The organism is Nonomuraea dietziae, assembly GCF_014195505.1.
Lineage (GTDB): Bacteria > Actinomycetota > Actinomycetes > Streptosporangiales > Streptosporangiaceae > Nonomuraea > Nonomuraea roseola.
On record NZ_JACIBV010000001.1, the window covers coordinates 643,556 to 660,693 of the forward strand.

Here is a 17,138-nt window from a genome sequence, read left to right on the forward strand (position 1 = left end):
GAGGCGTCCCGCTGAAGAACCCGTTCCAACCGGACGCCTCCGCCTCCCAAGCCAAGCGCGCGACCACCATCGGGTCGGCAAGACCGTCGAAAGGCGGCAACCAGAGGGCGGAGCCCACCGGACGGCCCTGCGTCGGTGCGGCGCTCACCGTTCGCTCGCGCTGGCACTGATCGACGTATTCGGACCTTGATCAGCAAGAGAAGGAAGTCACTCCTTTTCAGGACTTGACCTTCCCGCTCCCTCGGCACTTCCAGCACACATCCCTGTCGCTGACTGTGTTCCCGAAGTACCAGCCGTGCCCCCTGCATACATCACAGTCTCCAGGGCCCACCTTGTCATGAATGCTGCCGTGATCTATGAGGTTCCAGATCAACTGGATCACCAGGGCAATCCCGACAATCACCATAAAAACCGGCACTATCTCCGGCAACGAAGACACATAAACATCGTCACATAGGCGCCGAGCTAGTTCAAGTTCGCATTCGCCAGCATATAGCTCCACATAAACACGAAGAAAACTCCCTTTTTGGTCCCGGCCATACGGCGGGACCCTTTCTCTTTGGGAGGTCCTTTGGACGACCCCTGCCAAGGTGATCGCCGCCGCTCGGGCTGATCTCGGCATGCGGGAAAACCCATCCGGCTCCGACGTCACCCCGATCACCGAGGCCTTCGGCAAGATCCCCGGCTCTCCCTCGGGCAGCTACGGCTACCCCTGGTTTGCCGCATACGCATCCGCCTGGTACAAGATCGCAGCACTCAAGCCGAACACCGACTACCCCCACGCCGCATCCACCATCGCCTGGTACAACTAGGCCAAGGCAACAGCCGCCGGTACTCCGCCCCAAAGGTCGGAGATCTCGTTCTCTACACCAAGGCGGATCGGCCGGCATTTACCACGTCGAGCTGGTGAGAAGGTCTCCGGCTCCACCATCGGAGGCGACACCTCGGCAGCTCCGCCAACGGTATCCAGGTGAGTCGATACGGCAGAAGCACCTTGGCCGCAGGCAACATGGTCTATTTCTCCACCATCGCCGCTGCCACTGAGCAGAAGAAAGAAGCCCCCGCCTCTGGGCGAATTCAAAGGGTCGTAACAACGCTGCTGGTCATGCGGCTGTTGTCAGCAGCTTAGCCAGACGCTCGGCTGGGTTTCCCAGCCGAGCGTTGTGCGTGGGCGGCCGTTGAGCTCGGCGGCGACGGCGTCCAGCTGCTCACGGGTGTGAACCGACAGGTCGGTGCCTTTGCGGAAGTACTGCCGCAGCAACCCGTTCGCGTTCTCGTTCGAGCCGCGCCGCCAGGGGCTCGGGGGGTCGCAGAAGTAGACGGGCATGCCCGTGACTATGGAGAACTGGTGGTGCACGCCCATCTCGGAGCCTTGGTCCCAGGTGAGCGGGCGGCGTAGGTGGTCCGGGACGCGCTGATCGTGTCGATCAGCGCGTCGCGGAAGGTGAGGGCATCGCGGGTGCCGGGCAGGCGGATCAGCATCACGTAGCGGGTGCTGCGGCTCGACCAGGGAGCGGGTCCGCGAGGTGATCGCCCTGCTGGGGGAGGCGGGCCTGGTGGAGACGGTGCTCGGGCGGGGCACCTACGTCCGCCCCGTCGTCTGAGGCGACTCCGGCGGTCAGGACGGCTGGGTGAGGAGCAGTTCCGCGATGTGGCGTGGCAGGCCGGGGGACAGGAACGAGTGGCCCATGCCGGGGACGACCTCCAGTCGGGCATGAGGGATCGCGGCGGCGAGCGCCTCGCCGTGCGGCAGCGGCAGCAGAGGGTCCTCGCTGCCGTGCACGACCAGCGTCGGCGCCTTGATCGACGACAGCGGGGCGCGCCGGTCCTCGGTCATCAGCCGCCCGGCCGCGTCGTGGTTGAGCGCCGCGGCCGGATCCGCAGCGACGTCGTACGACTCCTCGACGAACCGCCGCGCGGCCTTCTCGTCGAACGGCAGCGCCTCGCCGTTCAGCACCCGCCAGGTCTCCAGGTTGGCGGCGACGTGGTGCTCGCGCGTGGTGCGCGGCGCGGTGGCCGAGCGGGCCAGGTGGGCCAGGAACCGGGGCGACGGCGGCGGCAGGTCGCCGGGGTCGGGCTCCTGGCCGGCCATGGCCCGCGCCCAGGCGGGACCCGCGTCGGCGCCCATCGGGCTCGTCATGATCGCGGTCAGCGCCGTCACGCGTTCCGGCCGGTGTACGGCCAGCCACTGGCCGATCGTGCCGCCCAACGACGCGCCGGCGACGTGGGCCGCGGCGACGCCGTACCCGTCGAGCACCGCCACGGCGTCACCGGCCAGGTCCGCCACCGAGTACGGTTGCGCTGCGAAGTCCACCCGCCCCGACCGCCCGGTGTCGCGGTGGTCGTACCTGATGACCTGCCGCCCGGCCGCGACGAGCGTGTCCACCAGTTCGTCCGGCCAGCCGAGGCCCGGCGTGGCGGTGCCCATGACGAGCAGCACGACCGGATCCCCGGCGTCGCCGAATCGTTCGGTCCACAGTCGCAATTCTCCAGAACGAATGAATTTCTTCTCGGTTGCTGCCATGGCCGCCAATGTAGCGATTACTCCGCGATTAGTAAAAAATGCGGAATTCGTTATTTCTGGTATAATGGAGTTGCCTATAGCGGTACAGCCCACGCCTACCGTCGGCCTAACCGCGATGTGCGGCTGGAGCACTTGGGCGCGTTTCGAGTCGTGATCAATCTGCGGGATTCGTCCTCACGGCGGGGCCTAGGCCGTTAAATCGTCTAGATGTTCCGGGAAGGAGCGGGGCGGTGGCGCGAGTACTGGTAGTCGGTCTTGATCCCGCCAAGATCCAGGGCTGGGACCCGGAGCCGGTTCAGGCGGCGATAGCACGCGGTCAGGCCCGTTTCGACGATCAGGGCATCGAGGCCGACTATTGCCTGGTGGCACTCGACGAGAACCCCGAAGGAGCGATAGTTGAGGCGCTGACCCGCAAGGACTACGCCTGTGTGGTGATCGGGGGCGGAATCCGCACGCACGAGCCCTTGCTCGAATTCTTCGAGAAGGTGGTCAACCTTGTCCGGCAGCACGCGCCCGGCGCCGCCTTCGCCTTCAACAGCAGCCCCGAGGATTGCGCCGACGCCGCTATGCGGTGGCTGCGCCAGGGCGTGTAGCGGGTCGTGATCAAGAGACGGCCTGGGTGAGGTCCTTGATCCAGATCGCTCGCGCCGGCGCGGGCACCGCCACGAGGAGGGCGCCGACCAGGGCCGCCACGAGCGGTGCGGACAGCCGCCGGACAAGGATCATGATCATTCGACTGTCTCATTCGAAGCGGGCAGTGTCGGGCGCGGTCACGTGTCTGAGCAGCGGTAGGCCGGCCAGGATCACCAGGAGGGCGGCGAGCAGCCCGCCGCCGACGGTCAGGAAGTAGGCGGGGCCTGGCAGTGCTGTCGGCGCGCCCTTGATGGCCAGCTGGTCGATCACCGGCTCGGCCACGCCGAAGCCCGCGGCCGCCGCCACCAGGGCGGCCAGCACCACCGGGGCAGCAGTCTCCAGCATCACCACTCTGGAAAGGGTCCGTGTCGGCGTGCCGCACAGCCGCAGCAGCGTGAACGGCTGCCTGCGCTCCACCACGCCGCCGGCGACCGACACCAGCAGGCCGCAGCCCGCCACCACCAGGGTCAGCGCGACGATGGCCAGCGCGACGCGTTCCACCTGGTCCAGCAGCACCGCGCGGGCCTGGGCGACCTCGGCGAACGTCTGGGGCATCTCGGCGCTGCCGGAGCGGGCGACGTACGGCGTGAGCAGTGTACGGATCTGCTCACGGACGGCCGGGTCGGGCGCGCGGATCAGCACCGCCGCCAGGGGCAGGCCGGCTGAGGCGGTACGGCCGTGCTCCCCTGAGTGGCCTGAGCCACGGGGTACGGCAGGGTTGGCCGCGTCCACGATCGGCAGGTTGCGATCGATGGAGAGCATGTTGTCGCTGGTCAGCAGCCGATTGAAGTCGGCTGTCACCGCTCGGGCACCCGGGGCGCACCGGCCGAGCGCAGGGAAGCCGGTCAGGGCGCCGCATTCGACCACGTGGCCGAGCAGGAAGTCGAGCCGGCAGCCGGGGCCAGGGTCGCACGGCGGAGGCCCGCCGGGCGAGGCCGGTGTCCCGGCCCTGCGGTAGACCGGCAGCACGGTGACGCCGGGATGGGCGCGTACCTCGGCGAGCAGCTCGGACGCCGTGCCAGGCGGCAGAGGCAGGCCCTCGGCGGCCTCGCCGTACCAAAACGACACCCGCATGACCTCCTTCAGGGTGCCGCCGCCCGCCGCCGTCTGGCCCGAGACGACAGCGGGAACGATGCCGGCGACGGCCGTGCCGATGAAGACCGCCAGCACGATCCCGTTCACCGACCGGAAGGCGCTCTTCGGGTCGGCCGCCAGCCGCTGCGCGGCCAGCAGCGTCGCCGCGCCGGACGTGACCCGGGCGGCCAGCCGCGCGGCCAGCATCGTCAGCCACGGCCCGGCCACCACGAGGCCGACCATGATCAGCGCCAGGCCCACGTCGAGGAGCACCGCGTTCGGGTCATCGCCGCCGGCGAACACCGGGCCCGCGAACAATCCCAGCCCTGCCAGGAGCGGGAGTACCCGCCACCAACCCGGAGCGGAGGCCCGCACCTCGCGTGCCGCGCCGAGCGGCGTGATCCGCACCCGGCGCAGCGACCACAGGGCGGCGCCGGCGGCGGCGAGCGGCACACCCGCGACCACGGCGGCGTACTGCAGCGCGGTGGGCGCGACCATGTCGGGGAAGAAGCGGGAGCCGGTGATGGCGACGCCTGCCAGGGCGGGCCGCAGCGCCTGGAAGACCGCGATGCCGGCGAGTGTGCCCAGCAGCGCGCCGAGCGCCGCGTCCACCGAGGCGATCGCGCTGATCTGGCGCGCGGTGGCGCCCGCCAGCCTGATCGCGGCGAAGCGCGCCTCGCGGCGGGCGGCGGCCAGGCGCGTGGCCGTGCCGACGAGGACGAGCAGCGGGAAGATCAGGCCGATGGCGGCGATGCCGAAGCCGTGCTCGTAGAGGGCCGTGGTGTCGTCCGCGACCGGGGTGGCGGCGACGGCGTCGACGGCCACGGTGCCGGCCATGGCGGCCAGCCCGTCGGAAGTCTGGCCGACGACGACGACCAGGTCATCAGGGCCGGACAGCGCCGCCCGTCCGATCAGGCCTGCGCGGGCGCCGGGGAAGCGGTCGGCGAGCTGCTCGCGCGGCACGGCGTCCATCAGCTCGGCGAGGGCGGGGGAGACGTAGTACCGCCCGGCGCCGGGCAGTGCGGGGACGCCGGGCACGGTCGGCGTGGGTGTTCTCGCGTCAAGGACGGCGACGTCGAGCCGCTTGATCGGGCGGCCCGCGTAGGAGTCCTGGCGGTGGTTCCACAGCACGGCGCCCGGGGTGGCGCCCAGCGCCCGGCCGCCCGGCGCTGAGCCGGTCGTGCACTCCCAGCATGGGCGGCCCGCGGTGACCTGGAAGGCGTTGAACAGCGCCACCGTGGACAGCAGCACCGTCACCCCCATCGCGACGGCGGTGGCGACGATCGCCAGCCGGACGGCCGCCTCCCGGCCGCCGCGCAGCGACAGCCGCAGGCCCAGCCAGAGCGTCATCGGACGGCCGCGCTGGCGTAGGGATCGGTGACCTTGCCGTCGCGCACCATGACCTCCCGGTCGGCGCAGGCGGCGACGCGGGCGTCGTGAGTCACCACGATCACGGTCGCGCCCTCCTGGCGGGCCAGGCTGACGAGCAGCTCCATGACCTTCTCGCCGGTGAGCGAGTCGAGCGCGCCGGTGGGCTCGTCCGCGAAGATCACTTTGGGGCGTGTCACCAGCGCCCTGGCGATCGCCACCCGCTGCGCCTGCCCTCCGGACAGCTCGCCGGTGCGCCGCTCGCTCCACTCGTCCAGCTCCAGCCGCTTCAGCCAGCCGCCGGCTCGCTGGTAGGCCTGCTTGCGCCTGGCCCTGCCGAGCAGCAGCGGCAGGGCGACGTTGTCGGCCACCGTGAGCTCCGGCACCAGCTGGCCGAACTGGAAGACGAACCCGAACGTGGTGCGGCGCAACTCGGACCGCCTGGCGTCGCTCAGGAGGTCCAGCCGCCGCCCGTCGAACCAGATCTCGCCCGCGTCGGGGGTGAAGATGCCCGCCAGGCAGTGCAGCAGCGTGGACTTGCCGGAGCCGCTCGGTCCCATGATCGCTAGAATCTCTCCCGCCGTCACCGACAGGCTCGCCTCGCGCAGCGCCTGCGTCCGGCCGTAGGAGCGGTCGACGGAACGGGCCTCCAGCAGCGGGCCCGGCACGGGAAGGCCGTCGACGGTCATGCGGGGCGCACCATTTCCGCCAGCGCGCCCAGCCGGGCCGTGGTCACATCGATCCAACGCAGGTCGGCCTCCAGATGGAACAGGGCGTGGTCGGCCAGCAGGGCGTCCACGAGGGCGCCGCTGCGTTTGATCTCTGACAGCTCGCGCATGCGCCTCATGTGCGTGGCGCGCTGGGTGTCGAGATAGCTCTGCGCGTCGTGGCCCAGCATCAGTGCCAGCACGACCTTCGTGAACAGCACCGTCTGCAGGAACGGCTCCGCCGCTACCGGCTCGGCCAGCCACGCCTCCACCTCCTGCTTGCCGAGCGGGGTGATGGCGTAGCGCTTGCGGTCGGGGCCGTCGCCCGGCTCGCTCTGACCGGCCGTGACCTTGCCGTCCCTGGCCAGGCGGCCGAGCGTCGAATAGACCTGTCCGAAGGGGAGCGGCTTGCCCCTGCCGAAGTAGGTGTCGTAGCCGCGTTTCAGGTCGTATCCGTAGCTGGGCTCGCGGTCCAGCAGGCCCAGGAGGGCCAAGGGGACTGTCATGGCAGATCACTATATGCCGGAGGTATATACGCGAGGATTACCGCAGGGTGGGCTCGGTGTGCTCGACGATCGCCTGGATGACCGTGTCCCACACCTGGCGCGGCGGCATCTGGTGGCCCATGCCGGTCAGCGGGATCAGCCTGGCGCCGGGGATCTCGCGGGACAGGGCCTCGGCGTGGCCGTAGGGGAAGAGCGGGTCCTCGGTGCCGTGCAGGACCAGGGTCGGTGCGGTGATCTCGCCGAGACGGGCGCGGATCGGCTCGCCACCCTCGATCATCCAGTGGTTCGACGCGGCGGCCGGAACCGGGCTGCGGTCGAACGCACGCCCGGCGGTGCGGCGTACCCGGTCCTCGTCGACGGGGATCGTGCCGGAGAAGGCGTGCTCGGCGGCGAGGAAGTACGCCATGACCGCGTCACGGTCGGACCAGTCGGGGGCGGGGGCCGGCTCGGCGAACATCTTGGCCAGCGCCTCGCTCATCGGCGGCAGGTCGGGGTTGTCCGGCCCGCCGGGCCCGCCGGGGCTGGTGGACATCAAGGTGAGCGACAGGACACGTTCCGGGTGCTCGACGCCGAGCCGCTGTGCGAGGCCCCCTCCCATCGAGATGCCCACGATGTGCGCCGCGGCCAGGCCGTACGCGTCGAGCACGCCGACCGCGTCGGCGAGCAGGTCGTCCTGTGTGTACGTCGGCGCGCCGACGGGGAACGTCGTGGAGCGGCCGGTGTCGCGGGTGTCGTAGCGGATCACATACCGGCCGGACGCGGCGAGTCGGGCGGTGAAGTCGTCGTCCCACCAGTCCATCGACGCCTCCGCGCCGGAGATGAGCAGGATCGCGGGGGTGCTCGGGTCGCCGAAGGCCTGTACGGCCAGGTCGACGTCGTTGGCGTGCACCGTCCCCTCCCCGGGAGCCTGGGACGGAGTCGTGGTCGGCCGGCTGTCGTGCATGGTGTGCCTCCGGAGTCGGGTCGAGCGTGCCTCCCATGACCATACTTCTAAAATCGAAGTAGATGCTACTATTTTCAAAGTTGAGTGGGCCGACTAGGACGTGGTGGCGATGGAGAGCGCGAAGATTCCTGAGGAAACCTCCGAGAACATCGGCGAGAAGGCCGGAAGGCGCACGTACGGGCAGGCGTGTCCCATCGCCCACGCGCTCGACATGGTCGGCGAGCGCTGGGCGCTGCTGGTGGTGCGGGAGCTGCGCCTTGGGCCACGCCGCTACGCCGACCTGCAGGCTGCCCTGCCCGGACTGGGCCCCAGTGTGCTCGCGCAGCGGCTACGTGATCTCGAGGCGGTCGGCGTTCTGCGCAGGCGTACGCTGCCACCGCCTGCGGCCAGCAGGACCTATGAGCTGACCGAATGGGGGGCGGAGTTGGAGCCGGTGTTCGCGGCGCTTCGGACCTGGGGCATGCGCTCACCGGTCGTGCCGCTGACCGGAGGGATCAGTGCCGATACCGTACTGCTCGGCCTGCGCGCCTTCTTCGTGCCGCAACCGGACGCGTCGTGGACTGCGACGTACCGGATCGCCCTGGGGCGCGACGTCTACCGCGTGGAGGTTGTCGACGGCGAACTGGGCACCGTCGCGCGCGGCCAGGACCCCGGCCCTGCGGACGCGTACATCGAAGGCGACCACCTCATGTTGCAGTCCGTACTGAGCCACGAACGAACACTGGCCTCGGCGATCGATGACGGCGACCTTACGGTGACCGGCGACGTTGAGGCGGTCAGGCGATTGGTCGACGCAGTCCCGCCACGCTGACGGAGACCGTCAGCCTGTGGCCACGTCCAGACGAAGGAACTCGGTGATGCGAAGCAGCCTCGGCGGGCGTGCCACCTCGTCGGAGAGGGCCTGGAACGCCTCGTCCTCCCCGACGAGGCGTGGGGCGGCGAGTTCCACCTCCCTCCCGTCGACCTGGAGCCGCGCACCGCCGGCCGCCAGGACGTTCTGCACCCAGTCCGAGCGCGATCCGTACACGAGAATGAACAGGTAGCCGCCGTCGACAGGATGCGCGTCGAGAGGCGTGCGGTACGTCGCGCCAGAGACGCGGCCGACGTGAGTCAGCACCGGCGACTTCCCGCGGGCGATCGTCAGGGGGTTGAACACCCGCTTGTTCACATGCCCCCACCACAGCGGCATCGGCATCGGGATCTCGCTCTCTCGCCCGGGCAGGGCGCGTTGTCGGTCAGACATCACCCAGAGGACTTACGACCGTAAGATGGCTTACGTCTGTAACGCTCGCTTACAGCCGTAAGGTTGTCAACCCGTCCATACCCGGGAGCTGTCGTGTCGCCACCCCCACAACCGCTCAGCAGAGGCCTCGTACTGGAAGCCGCGATCCGGGTCGCGGATCGCGGCGGCGTGGAGGCGATCACGATGCGACGGGTGGCGCAGGAACTGGGTGTGGAGGCGATGTCGCTCTACCACCACGTACCGAACAAGGACGCGATCCTCGACGGCGTGGTCGACGCGGTGTTCGCGGCGATCGAGCTGCCCAGTGCCGAGTGCGACGACTGGCGCGACGCGATCCGCGCGCGCGCCTTCTCCGCGCGTGCGGTCCTGTCGCAGCACAGCTGGGCGCTCGGCCTCATGGACTCCCGTCGCAACCCTGGGCCTGCGACGCTACGCCACCACGACGCCGTCCTCGGCGTCCTCAGGAAGGCGGGGTTCGCGCTGCCGATGGCCGCGCACGCTGTCTCGCTCATCGACAGCTACATCGGCGGGTTCGTCCTCCAGGAGGCGAACCTGCCGATGAAGACGCCGGACGATGTCGGTGAAGTGGCCGGCGGCCTCCTCGAGCGGCTGCCGGTGGACGAGCTGCCGTACCTCACAGAGATGATCGTCGACCACGCCCTGCGGCCGGGCTACGACTACACGAGCGAGTTCGGCTACGGCCTGGACCTGATTCTGGATGCGCTCGAAGCTCGCCGGAGGTAGCGCCCAGGAGGGGATGTCGCCGGGACAGGGCGGTTGCTCCGCCATACCAGCTGAGGACGCGAGGCCGGACCGGCCGGCCTCCCCTGACCTCGCCTGAAGGCGCCGCTCCTAGAGCCGCTTCCAACCGCCGGGCACTGTTCACGAGCTCAGCTGCGTCAGCCGGTCGATGGCCTCCTGCCGGGTCATGTCGGCGCCTCGGCGGTAGGCCCTGTCGTAGTCGGTACGGCCGAGGCGGTCCATGACAGCCTCCACGAGCGCGCGTAGTTCGACGTCACCGTGGTCGAAGGCGCCGCGGATGGCATGGCTCAGGCCGAGCGCGGTGGCCGTACCGGCCGGATCGCCCTCCAGGAACAGCAGCCGGGCCAGGAACTGGGCGGCCGATGGGATGTCGTTGTTCGCCTGGGCCGCCTGGAAGGCGCGCGGCAACAGCACGCGGGCGCGTGCGGCCTCCCCTGCGGTGAGGAGGTTCGCCATCCGGGCGGGGACCAGGTTGTTCTGCATCGTCTCGACCGGGAGGGTGGGCTCGCGGGCGAGCCTGTCCATCCGATCGAGCTCCTGATCGGCCCGCTCGACCTCGCCGCCGCGGCGATACAGCTCGGCCAGCGCGCCTGCGACCTCGATCTCCAGCATGAGCTGACCGCGGTCCCATGCCGCTCGTTCGGCGGTTTCGATGGCGTGCCGTGCGCCCTTCAGGTCGCCGCCGCGCATGCGTTCGATGGCGAGCGCGAGCCGGGTCAGGACCTCGTCCTGCGAGCGAAGGTGGGTGGCGATCGCGATGCTGCGCTCGTAGGCGGCGACGGCCTTGTCGTGCTCACCGTCGAGGGCGTGGATCTGCGCCATGCCGATCAGCGTCTTGGCGGTCCACCATCGGTCGCCCACCTCCTCGAACGCGCGCAGCGCCGCTGCCATCGCGGTCGCGCAGCGCTCGTGGCCGCCTCGTAGGCGCCACCACGCGGCCTCGATCACGAAGGTGCAGGCGATCGCCCAGCGGTCCGATCCGCTCCGCACCCGGGCGATCTCTCGATCGACCAGCTCGTCCAGCCCGCTCATCGCTCCCGCCACCACCACTATCGTCAGCAGCATCGGGTAACGCCGCAGCGCGCCGGTGCGCGCGCAGACGTCGACGAGCGCCTGCAGCCGCACGGGGTCGGTGACCGGCCCTCCCGCTCCTGCCACCAGATGGATCGCGGTGAAGGCGGCCCTGGCGTCCGCGGGCAGCGCGTCGCCGAGCTCGAGGACCCTGGTCACGTAGGCGTCGGCCCGGCCGTCGTAGCGCAGCATGACCCAGTACCAGTACAGCGGGCCGAGGATGCGGGCCGCCGCCTCGGCGTCCCCGCCGTCGATGGCCGTCTGGAGGGCGAACAGCACGTTGTCGTACTCGGCCTCGAACAGGCGCAGCGACTCCACCTGCTTGTCCGAGCGCAGCAGCGGCTCGTGTTCCTCGGCGAGGTCGGCGAAGTGCCGCGTGAGCCTTTCCAGGACGGCTTCGCGTTCCCCGGCGAGCCTGAGCTTGCCGTCCGCATGGGTTCGGATGGTTTCCAGCATCCGGTGCCCGTCGCCGGCCCGCTCCACGATGGACTTGTCGACCAGGGAGTCGAGCAGATAGATGACCTCGCCCGTGGGAAGCAGCTCATCCGCACAGACGGCCTCGATCGCGGCGATCCCCGTCCTCGCGGGAAAGATCGACATCCGGCGGGCCAGCATCCGTTCCTGATCGGTGAGGAGGTCCCAGCTCCACTCGATGACCGCGTGGAGGGTCTGCTGCCTGGGCTCGGCTGCCCTGTTGCCGGTGCTGAGCAGCCGGAAGCGGTCGTCGAGCCGCCTGGCCAGCTGATCGACGCTCATGGTACGCAGTCGCGCCGCGGCCAGCTCCAGGGCGAGCGGCAGCCCGTCCAGCCGGCGCACGATGTCCACGACCAGGGCTACCGTCGGCGCGTCCAGTGCGAAGCCTGGCCGTATACGAAGTTGAGGAGCCTGCGACGATACGGCTGCCGCCCGATCGAGGAACAGCCGCACCGCGGCCGATCCGGCGGCACGATCGGGATCCGCGTGTTCCGGAGGCAGTTCGAGCGGGCCCAGACGGCACAGCGCCTCACCCATGACCTCCAGCGGCCCCCGGCTCGTGGCCAGGATGGTGAGGTACGGCTGACGCTCGAGCAGATGCCGGGCGAACTCCGCGACAGGCTCGGAGATCTGTTCGCAGTTGTCCAGCACCAGCACGCCTTCACCACCGGCGAGCAGGTTGACCACTCGATCCAACGGCGTACCTGAGGCTCGGCCGTCGGCGGTGCCGAGCGTGCCGAGAACCGCCTCGGGCAGCCCGTCCGCCGTGTTCACCCCGGCCAGAGGGACGAGCCAGACCCGGCCGCGGCGATGGGCCCGATGCCGTCCCGCCACCTCCACGGCCAGCCGGGTCTTCCCCACCCCGCCGGGACCCACGACGGTGACCAGCCGGGAGGCCTCCAGCAGTCCGGCCAGCAACCTCAGCTCGTCCTCCCTGCCGACGAAGCTGGTCAGCTGGGCAGGCAGGCGTCCAGGCGCCGTCTCAGGCCGAGCCTGCGCCGCCTTGTGGATCTCCAGCTCGCCCCGTAGCACGGCGACGTGCGTCCTGCGCAGTTCCTCGGAAGGGTCGACGCCCAGCTCCTCGGCGAGCGTGCGGCGGACCTCGTCGAACACGGCCAGCGCGTCGGACTGGCGGCCCGCCGCGTGCAGGGCCCGCATCCGCAGCCCGGCCAGCCGTTCGCGCAGCGGATGGTCCGCGGCCGCCGCCTCCACGTCGGCCAGCATCTCGCCATGGTGCCCGAGTCGCAGCTCCGCCTCGAAGCGGTCTTCGGCGGCTCCGAGTCGCAGTTCGTCCAGGCGCGCGCCGGCCGTACCGGCGAAAGGGAGGTCGCGCACATCGGCCAGCGCGTCGCCCCGCCACAGCCCCAGGGCGTCGCGCAGGAGCGCGGCCGCCTGCTCCGCAGCGCCCGCCGCCAGTTCGCGGCCGCCCCGCTTCGCCAGGGCCTCGAACCGGACGGCGTCGACCTGCTCGGCGCCCACGTTCAGGCGGTAGCCGCCGGCCACCGTCTCCACGACCCCCGTCCCGCCCAGCGCCCTGCGCAGCCGATGCACCAGCGCATGCAAGGCGTTGACGTGGCCCCCTGACGAGCCGTCGCCCCACAGGCCGTCGAGAAGCGAATCGACCGAGACCACCTCGCCCCTGGCCAATGCCAACCTGGCCAGAAGCGCGCGGACCCTGACCCCGCCGACCTCGATCGGTGCTCCGTCGCCGGCATAGGCCCGGACAGGCCCGAGCACCTCAATCCGCATGCGCACCAGGCTAACCGGCGAGGAAACCGATCAAGCACCGGTGAGCGGGCACCCGGTCGTGCCCGCCGTCGGGCACCTCCGCCGCCCCGACATCCCGCTTACAGCGAGCCGGTGCCGGCTGGAAGAGCGTCATAAGACGCCTGTCAGAGCCGCCGGACATCGTGGAGGACGTACGGAAGAAACGTCCGAAAGGCAGTGCAATGGCAACGTACGAGAAACTGCAGCAGGTGCTCGACTGGGCGGTGGCCGAGGCCGGCGTCCCCGGCATCGTCGCCGACGTCAGGGACGGGGACCGGACCTGGTTCGGCACCGCCGGCGTGGCCGACATCGAGACCGGTGTCCGACGACAGCCGGGGGAGCACGTGCACACCGGCAGCAGCGGCAAGGCCTTCACCGCCGCCACTGTCCTGGCCCTGGAGGCCGAGGGCCTGCTGAGCCTCGACGACACCGTGAACAAGTGGCTGCCCGGCGTGCTGGACGTCAACGGCTATGACGGCGACACGATCACCATCAGGCACCTGCTCAACAACACCAGCGGTCTGTTCATCACCGGCCTGGCGCCGGAGATCTCCCACCGCTACCTCACCCGCCCCGCGTTCATCAAGCATCGCTTCGACGAATTCACCACCGACGACCTGTTGAGGGTGGCGGTCTCCCAGCCGCCCGTCGGCGAGCCCGGCGAACGCTTCGCCTACTCCAACGGCGGCTTCCACCTCGTCGGGGCGATCATCGAGAAGGTCACGGGCAACAGCTACGCCGAGGAGGTCGAGCGCAGGGTCATCCGGCCGCTCGGCATGACCCACACCTACGTGCGCCCCGTCCAGGACAAGGGATACCCCGATCCGCACCCGCGGGCGTACTCCACGCTGTTCTTCAAGGACGGCGTCGACCCGGCGGCGATCACCCCCGCGAACTGGGAATCGATGATGGAGGACCCCGGGCTCGCGCCCCTCGACGTCACCGAGGCCGGCACCTCAGGTGGCTGGTCGGCCGGCAACGTCGTCTCCACCACCGGCGACATGATCCGGTTCGTGAACGCGATGGCGAGCGGCAGCCTGCTCCCTCCGGCCCAGCACCGCGAGATGTGGACCACGGTCTCCACCGAGGGCGGCCACTGGATGCCGCACGCCCGATACGGCCTCGGCCTGTTCGAGTTCGACAAGGAGGCGACGGGCGGCAGGACGGTGCGCGGTGTGGGCGGCAGCCTCTGGGGATCCTGGTTCCTCGCGGTGGGCACCCCCGACGGCCGGCAGACCGTCGCCGTCCACACCAACACCGAGTGGAAGTCCTGGGACGTCATGTTCAGAATCATCGAAGCGGCGCTCGGCGTCTCCATCGGCTCGTAGGCGCGCTCTCGCCTGTCCTTCGGGGACAGGCGAGAGCCGCTGGCCGGGGTGGGTCAGGGCCGGCCATGGAGAAGGTGGCCGTCAGGCCCTCGGGGAGTAGGGGAATGATATGATCATTTTGTCATGAACAGTCATGACGCTTCGCAGCCGCACGTGATCCTCGCCGGCGACCCCGACAGTCCCGCCGCACGATTCGTCGCGGCCATGAACTCCGGCGACCTCCAGGCCGTCGACCACGTCTACGAGGACGACGCCGTGCTCGTACCGGTCCCCGGACACCCCGTCACCGGCGCCGCGCGCCTGGCCGCCAACCAGCACCTGCAGAGTTTCGGGCTCCCCGTCGAGGCCCGCCCCCGCCACGTGTACGTCGCCGGCGACATCGCCCTGCTCATCGTGGACTGGTCGATGCGCGGCACCGCCCGCGACGGCAGCACCGTCGACCTGAGCGGCACCGCCACCGACGTCGCCCGCCGCGGCCCCGACGGCCAATGGCGGTACGTCATCGACAACCCCCATGGCACCGCATGACCCGGTCCTGGAAGGCGGCCTCCCGGTGCAACGCGACCGGTGAGCCGGGGTTGATGTCACATCCGTTGACGCCGAGGGGGCGGAGGCGGGGAGCAGCAACCGAACGGCCAGTGGCGTTTCACGACCCCGCGGGGAGCGCGCTATCGCCACCGGCCATTCCGATGCTGGTGGCCTTGGTTGCTGGTCCGGCGCCTGGTTAGGGAGCAGGTCGGCGAGCACCGTTCTGACGGCGGCCCGGCTGACCCCGTGGGTACGTGCGAGGGCGGCGATCGACGCGCCCTGGTCCTGGAACGCCGCCCACGCCTCTTCGCTTGGGCGCCGTCGAGGGCGGGTGGTCGGCCGCAGGTCATCGGGGCGAACAGAACAAGGGGAGTGTTCAGGTTGTCGGCGCGGTAGGAGCCCGCAGAAGGTGTCGCCAGTCGGCGGGCCAGTTGGCCAGCGCGAGGACGCCCATGACGACGAGGTGGGTCGGCGCGGCCCAGCTTTCCACCGCCGGATCGTGGTTGACGATGTGGGTGGTGACCGCGCCGGTGAGGACGAACATCAGCGTTGTGGCACCCAGGAAGCGCGTACGCCGGTCAGGGATCACGAGCAACACAGCGGCGACACCTTCCAGGGCGCCGACCACGAAGCGCATCCAGGACGGGTAACCCCAATCGACGAACTTCACGGAGTACGCGGTGCTGAATATCGTGTCGCCCGGCCAGTACTTGGTCACGGCTCCCAGCGCGAACTGAAGGGCCAGAAACCAGTACAGACCGGTCTTTAGGTGTTTCCACATATGCGTCTCTTCCGGAGGTTGGGCAGGGTCGGGCCTCCGCGCGGCGATTGCATCGCCGACGGAGTCTTGTTCTGGGTTCAGCCCCGCAGGGCGGCGATGGCTTTCTCGATACGCCGCCGGCGCGTCTCGGGCTTCTTTGCGCTCTCTATGGCGCGCACGTGCTCACGCTTGCGGCTGTCGGTGAGACGGTCGAAGGCGGTGCGGGCGGCCGGGTCGTCGTCGAGGGCTCGGGCGAAGTCCGCGGGCTCGACGACGACGCGTGGCTCGGTGTCGAGCTCCAGCTCGACCTCGATCTCCTCGCCTATCGCGACACCCGCGGCCTGCCGGTTGGCGTTACTGAGGCCGAGCAGGTGACGGCCGCGCAGGATGGCGACGCGGCTCTTCCAGGAATGCCCGTTGACTGTGATCGTCACTGGCGGTCGCGCGCCCCCGCCGAGCGCCTCCACCACCTCGGGCGGAACTTCCAGCCCTCGCATGGGCTCGGGCGGCTCGACGAGGGTGCGAAACTTCACCATCTACTTCCTACTTCTTGCTTTTCCTCTGCGGTTACTTCGCGGGGGGCTGATCGTTGCCCTGGGCGCTGTGGCCGACGCGCCAGATGTAGCCCTCCGGGTCGGCGAAGGTACCGCCGTACCCACCCCACGGCAGGGATTCGGCGGGCTTGAGGATCGTGGCGCCGGCCTGCTCGGCCTCCACCATCACCTCGTCGACCCGCGTCTCACTACTGACCTCGTAGGTGAGGACCAGCCCGCTGAAGCCGCTGCCCTCCGGGCTCGTGCCCATCAGCTTGGCCAGACCATCGCGGCCGTAGAGGCCGATGGGCGAGGCGCCGTCGGACTCGAAGAACACCGAGATGCCGTAGTCGTTCTTGATCTTCCAGCCGAGCCCGTCGGTGTAGAACCGCTTGGCGGCCTCCATGTCCCGGACGCCGATCAGGGTCGGGATCACGTGCGCTGTCATGTCATGTCTCCCTGTGTACTAAAGGTGTAGGTGCTGCCTGAACCAGCAGGTCGGGCGCCGGATGTCACATCGGCGTGCATCCACCGGTCAATCGGTAATGACCGGCTAGACGGAGGAATGTGACAGATGATCGAGCAGGACTGGCTGAGCGAGCGGTTCGCCGAGCACCAGGACCGCTTGCACGCGGTGGCCTATCGGATGCTCGGCTCACCCGGCGAGGCCGAGGACGCGGTGCAGGAGGTGTGGCTGCGGGTCAGCCGCGCCGACACCGGCCAGGTTGAGAACCCGGGAGGGTGGCTGACCACGATCGTCGCCCGGGTCTGCCTGAACATGCTCGAGGCTCGCCGGGCCCCGGCGAGAGGACGCGGCCGGGGCGCTGCCGCCCGAGCCGGACACACCGCAGCCCAGCATCCACCCGAACGGTCAGGCCGGACCCGAGGATGAGGCGCTGCTCGCCGATTCGGTCGGT

The 17,138-nt window shown here is 70.0% G+C and carries 18 protein-coding genes and 1 pseudogene; 7 read left to right on the plus strand and 12 right to left on the minus strand.

Features of this window, described 5'->3' with window-relative positions:
• The first annotated feature begins 620 nt into the window (after positions 1 to 620).
• Positions 621 to 812 (plus strand): hypothetical protein, encoded by a 192-nt coding sequence (locus FHR33_RS03275; RefSeq protein WP_183643303.1) that lies wholly within the window; start codon positions 621 to 623, stop codon positions 810 to 812.
• 291 nt (positions 813 to 1,103) lie between these two features.
• Here the strand turns inward: FHR33_RS03275 and FHR33_RS03280 are convergent.
• Both FHR33_RS03280 and FHR33_RS03285 read right to left on the minus strand, forming a co-directional pair.
• Positions 1,104 to 1,500 (minus strand): annotated as a pseudogene (locus FHR33_RS03280) (IS30 family transposase); the annotation flags it as partial.
• A 118-nt stretch (positions 1,501 to 1,618) separates the two neighbouring features.
• Positions 1,619 to 2,524: an alpha/beta fold hydrolase gene (locus tag FHR33_RS03285; RefSeq protein WP_183643306.1), complete on the minus strand. Its 906-nt coding sequence runs from the start codon at positions 2,522 to 2,524 to the stop codon at positions 1,619 to 1,621.
• Positions 2,525 to 2,754: 230 nt separating this feature from the next.
• On the opposite strand from FHR33_RS03285, the gene FHR33_RS03290 reads away from it, so the two are divergent.
• Positions 2,755 to 3,117 carry a hypothetical protein gene (locus tag FHR33_RS03290; protein WP_183643310.1) on the plus strand — a complete coding sequence of 121 codons (363 nt, stop codon included), beginning with the start codon at positions 2,755 to 2,757 and terminating at the stop codon, positions 3,115 to 3,117.
• 10 nt (positions 3,118 to 3,127) lie between these two features.
• Here FHR33_RS03290 and FHR33_RS51540 read toward each other — a convergent pair whose 3' ends face one another.
• From FHR33_RS51540 to FHR33_RS03310, 5 genes are read right to left on the minus strand one after another with little or no spacing between them, the layout of a single operon-like run.
• Positions 3,128 to 3,256, minus strand: coding sequence for a hypothetical protein (locus FHR33_RS51540; RefSeq protein WP_281388142.1), 129 nt, complete (start codon positions 3,254 to 3,256; stop codon positions 3,128 to 3,130).
• Between the two features lie 9 nt (positions 3,257 to 3,265).
• Positions 3,266 to 5,581: an FtsX-like permease family protein gene (locus tag FHR33_RS03295; protein WP_183643313.1), complete on the minus strand. Its 2,316-nt coding sequence runs from the start codon at positions 5,579 to 5,581 to the stop codon at positions 3,266 to 3,268.
• Complete coding sequence (locus tag FHR33_RS03300; RefSeq protein ID WP_183643316.1) at positions 5,578 to 6,288, minus strand: ABC transporter ATP-binding protein; 711 nt, start codon at positions 6,286 to 6,288, stop codon at positions 5,578 to 5,580. The genes FHR33_RS03295 and FHR33_RS03300 overlap by 4 nt, the downstream gene beginning before the upstream one ends.
• Positions 6,285 to 6,812: a PadR family transcriptional regulator gene (locus tag FHR33_RS03305; protein ID WP_183643319.1), complete on the minus strand. Its 528-nt coding sequence runs from the start codon at positions 6,810 to 6,812 to the stop codon at positions 6,285 to 6,287. Before FHR33_RS03305 ends, FHR33_RS03300 begins: the two co-directional genes overlap by 4 nt.
• A gap of 37 nt (positions 6,813 to 6,849) precedes the next feature.
• On the minus strand, positions 6,850 to 7,701 hold the full coding sequence (locus tag FHR33_RS03310; protein ID WP_312895340.1) for an alpha/beta fold hydrolase: 852 nt from the start codon (positions 7,699 to 7,701) through the stop codon (positions 6,850 to 6,852).
• A gap of 163 nt (positions 7,702 to 7,864) precedes the next feature.
• On the opposite strand from FHR33_RS03310, the gene FHR33_RS03315 reads away from it, so the two are divergent.
• Positions 7,865 to 8,566 (plus strand): HxlR-like winged helix-turn-helix transcriptional regulator, encoded by a 702-nt coding sequence (locus FHR33_RS03315; protein WP_183643325.1) that lies wholly within the window; start codon positions 7,865 to 7,867, stop codon positions 8,564 to 8,566.
• A 9-nt stretch (positions 8,567 to 8,575) separates the two neighbouring features.
• Here the strand turns inward: FHR33_RS03315 and FHR33_RS03320 are convergent, their stop codons facing one another.
• The gene (locus tag FHR33_RS03320) at positions 8,576 to 8,998 is read right to left on the minus strand and encodes a nitroreductase family deazaflavin-dependent oxidoreductase (RefSeq protein ID WP_246451630.1); all 423 of its coding nucleotides are present in this window, start codon (positions 8,996 to 8,998) and stop codon (positions 8,576 to 8,578) included.
• Between the two features lie 93 nt (positions 8,999 to 9,091).
• Here FHR33_RS03320 and FHR33_RS03325 point away from each other — a divergent pair, with 93 nt between their 5' ends.
• Positions 9,092 to 9,742, plus strand: a complete 651-nt coding sequence (locus FHR33_RS03325) for a TetR/AcrR family transcriptional regulator (protein ID WP_183643328.1) — start codon at positions 9,092 to 9,094, stop codon at positions 9,740 to 9,742.
• A gap of 138 nt (positions 9,743 to 9,880) precedes the next feature.
• On the opposite strand, the gene FHR33_RS03330 is transcribed toward FHR33_RS03325, so the two are convergent.
• The gene (locus FHR33_RS03330) at positions 9,881 to 13,054 is read right to left on the minus strand and encodes an ATP-binding protein (protein WP_183643331.1); all 3,174 of its coding nucleotides are present in this window, start codon (positions 13,052 to 13,054) and stop codon (positions 9,881 to 9,883) included.
• A gap of 200 nt (positions 13,055 to 13,254) precedes the next feature.
• On the opposite strand from FHR33_RS03330, the gene FHR33_RS03335 reads away from it, so the two are divergent.
• Both FHR33_RS03335 and FHR33_RS03340 read left to right on the plus strand, forming a co-directional pair.
• Positions 13,255 to 14,400 (plus strand): serine hydrolase domain-containing protein, encoded by a 1,146-nt coding sequence (locus FHR33_RS03335; protein ID WP_183643334.1) that lies wholly within the window; start codon positions 13,255 to 13,257, stop codon positions 14,398 to 14,400.
• 123 nt (positions 14,401 to 14,523) lie between these two features.
• The gene (locus FHR33_RS03340) at positions 14,524 to 14,928 is read left to right on the plus strand and encodes a YybH family protein (RefSeq protein WP_183643336.1); all 405 of its coding nucleotides are present in this window, start codon (positions 14,524 to 14,526) and stop codon (positions 14,926 to 14,928) included.
• 376 nt (positions 14,929 to 15,304) lie between these two features.
• Here FHR33_RS03340 and FHR33_RS03345 read toward each other — a convergent pair whose 3' ends face one another.
• The 3 genes from FHR33_RS03345 to FHR33_RS03355 form a co-directional block, all read right to left on the minus strand.
• Positions 15,305 to 15,709, minus strand: a complete 405-nt coding sequence (locus tag FHR33_RS03345; RefSeq protein ID WP_183643339.1) for a DoxX family protein — start codon at positions 15,707 to 15,709, stop codon at positions 15,305 to 15,307.
• Between the two features lie 77 nt (positions 15,710 to 15,786).
• Complete coding sequence (locus FHR33_RS03350; protein WP_221240907.1) at positions 15,787 to 16,224, minus strand: YdeI/OmpD-associated family protein; 438 nt, start codon at positions 16,222 to 16,224, stop codon at positions 15,787 to 15,789.
• Positions 16,225 to 16,255: 31 nt separating this feature from the next.
• A complete protein-coding gene (locus FHR33_RS03355) occupies positions 16,256 to 16,669 on the minus strand; it encodes a VOC family protein (RefSeq protein ID WP_183643342.1) in 414 nt (137 codons plus the stop codon).
• A 126-nt stretch (positions 16,670 to 16,795) separates the two neighbouring features.
• On the opposite strand from FHR33_RS03355, the gene FHR33_RS52395 reads away from it, so the two are divergent.
• A complete protein-coding gene (locus FHR33_RS52395) occupies positions 16,796 to 17,113 on the plus strand; it encodes a sigma factor (RefSeq protein WP_312895341.1) in 318 nt (105 codons plus the stop codon).
• The last annotated feature ends 25 nt before the right edge of the window (positions 17,114 to 17,138 follow it).

Excerpts from the sequence above, each read along its gene's own strand:
- FHR33_RS03345 (WP_183643339.1), bottom strand. The coding sequence starts at position 15,709 with ATGTGGAAACACCTAAAGACCGGTCTGTACTGGTTTCTGGCCCTTCAG.
- FHR33_RS03305 (WP_183643319.1), bottom strand. The coding sequence starts at position 6,812 with ATGACAGTCCCCTTGGCCCTCCTGGGCCTGCTGGACCGCGAGCCCAGC.
- FHR33_RS52395 (WP_312895341.1), top strand. The coding sequence starts at position 16,796 with ATGATCGAGCAGGACTGGCTGAGCGAGCGGTTCGCCGAGCACCAGGAC.
- FHR33_RS03355 (WP_183643342.1), bottom strand. The coding sequence starts at position 16,669 with ATGACAGCGCACGTGATCCCGACCCTGATCGGCGTCCGGGACATGGAG.
- FHR33_RS03320 (WP_246451630.1), bottom strand. The coding sequence starts at position 8,998 with ATGTCTGACCGACAACGCGCCCTGCCCGGGCGAGAGAGCGAGATCCCG.
- FHR33_RS03340 (WP_183643336.1), top strand. The coding sequence starts at position 14,524 with ATGAACAGTCATGACGCTTCGCAGCCGCACGTGATCCTCGCCGGCGAC.
- FHR33_RS03335 (WP_183643334.1), top strand. The coding sequence starts at position 13,255 with ATGGCAACGTACGAGAAACTGCAGCAGGTGCTCGACTGGGCGGTGGCC.
- FHR33_RS03315 (WP_183643325.1), top strand. The coding sequence starts at position 7,865 with ATGGAGAGCGCGAAGATTCCTGAGGAAACCTCCGAGAACATCGGCGAG.
- FHR33_RS51540 (WP_281388142.1), bottom strand. The coding sequence starts at position 3,256 with ATGATCATGATCCTTGTCCGGCGGCTGTCCGCACCGCTCGTGGCGGCC.
- FHR33_RS03285 (WP_183643306.1), bottom strand. The coding sequence starts at position 2,524 with ATGGCAGCAACCGAGAAGAAATTCATTCGTTCTGGAGAATTGCGACTG.
- FHR33_RS03330 (WP_183643331.1), bottom strand. The coding sequence starts at position 13,054 with ATGCGGATTGAGGTGCTCGGGCCTGTCCGGGCCTATGCCGGCGACGGA.
- FHR33_RS03300 (WP_183643316.1), bottom strand. The coding sequence starts at position 6,288 with ATGACCGTCGACGGCCTTCCCGTGCCGGGCCCGCTGCTGGAGGCCCGT.
- FHR33_RS03275 (WP_183643303.1), top strand. The coding sequence starts at position 621 with ATGCGGGAAAACCCATCCGGCTCCGACGTCACCCCGATCACCGAGGCC.
- FHR33_RS03350 (WP_221240907.1), bottom strand. The coding sequence starts at position 16,224 with ATGGTGAAGTTTCGCACCCTCGTCGAGCCGCCCGAGCCCATGCGAGGG.
- FHR33_RS03295 (WP_183643313.1), bottom strand. The coding sequence starts at position 5,581 with ATGACGCTCTGGCTGGGCCTGCGGCTGTCGCTGCGCGGCGGCCGGGAG.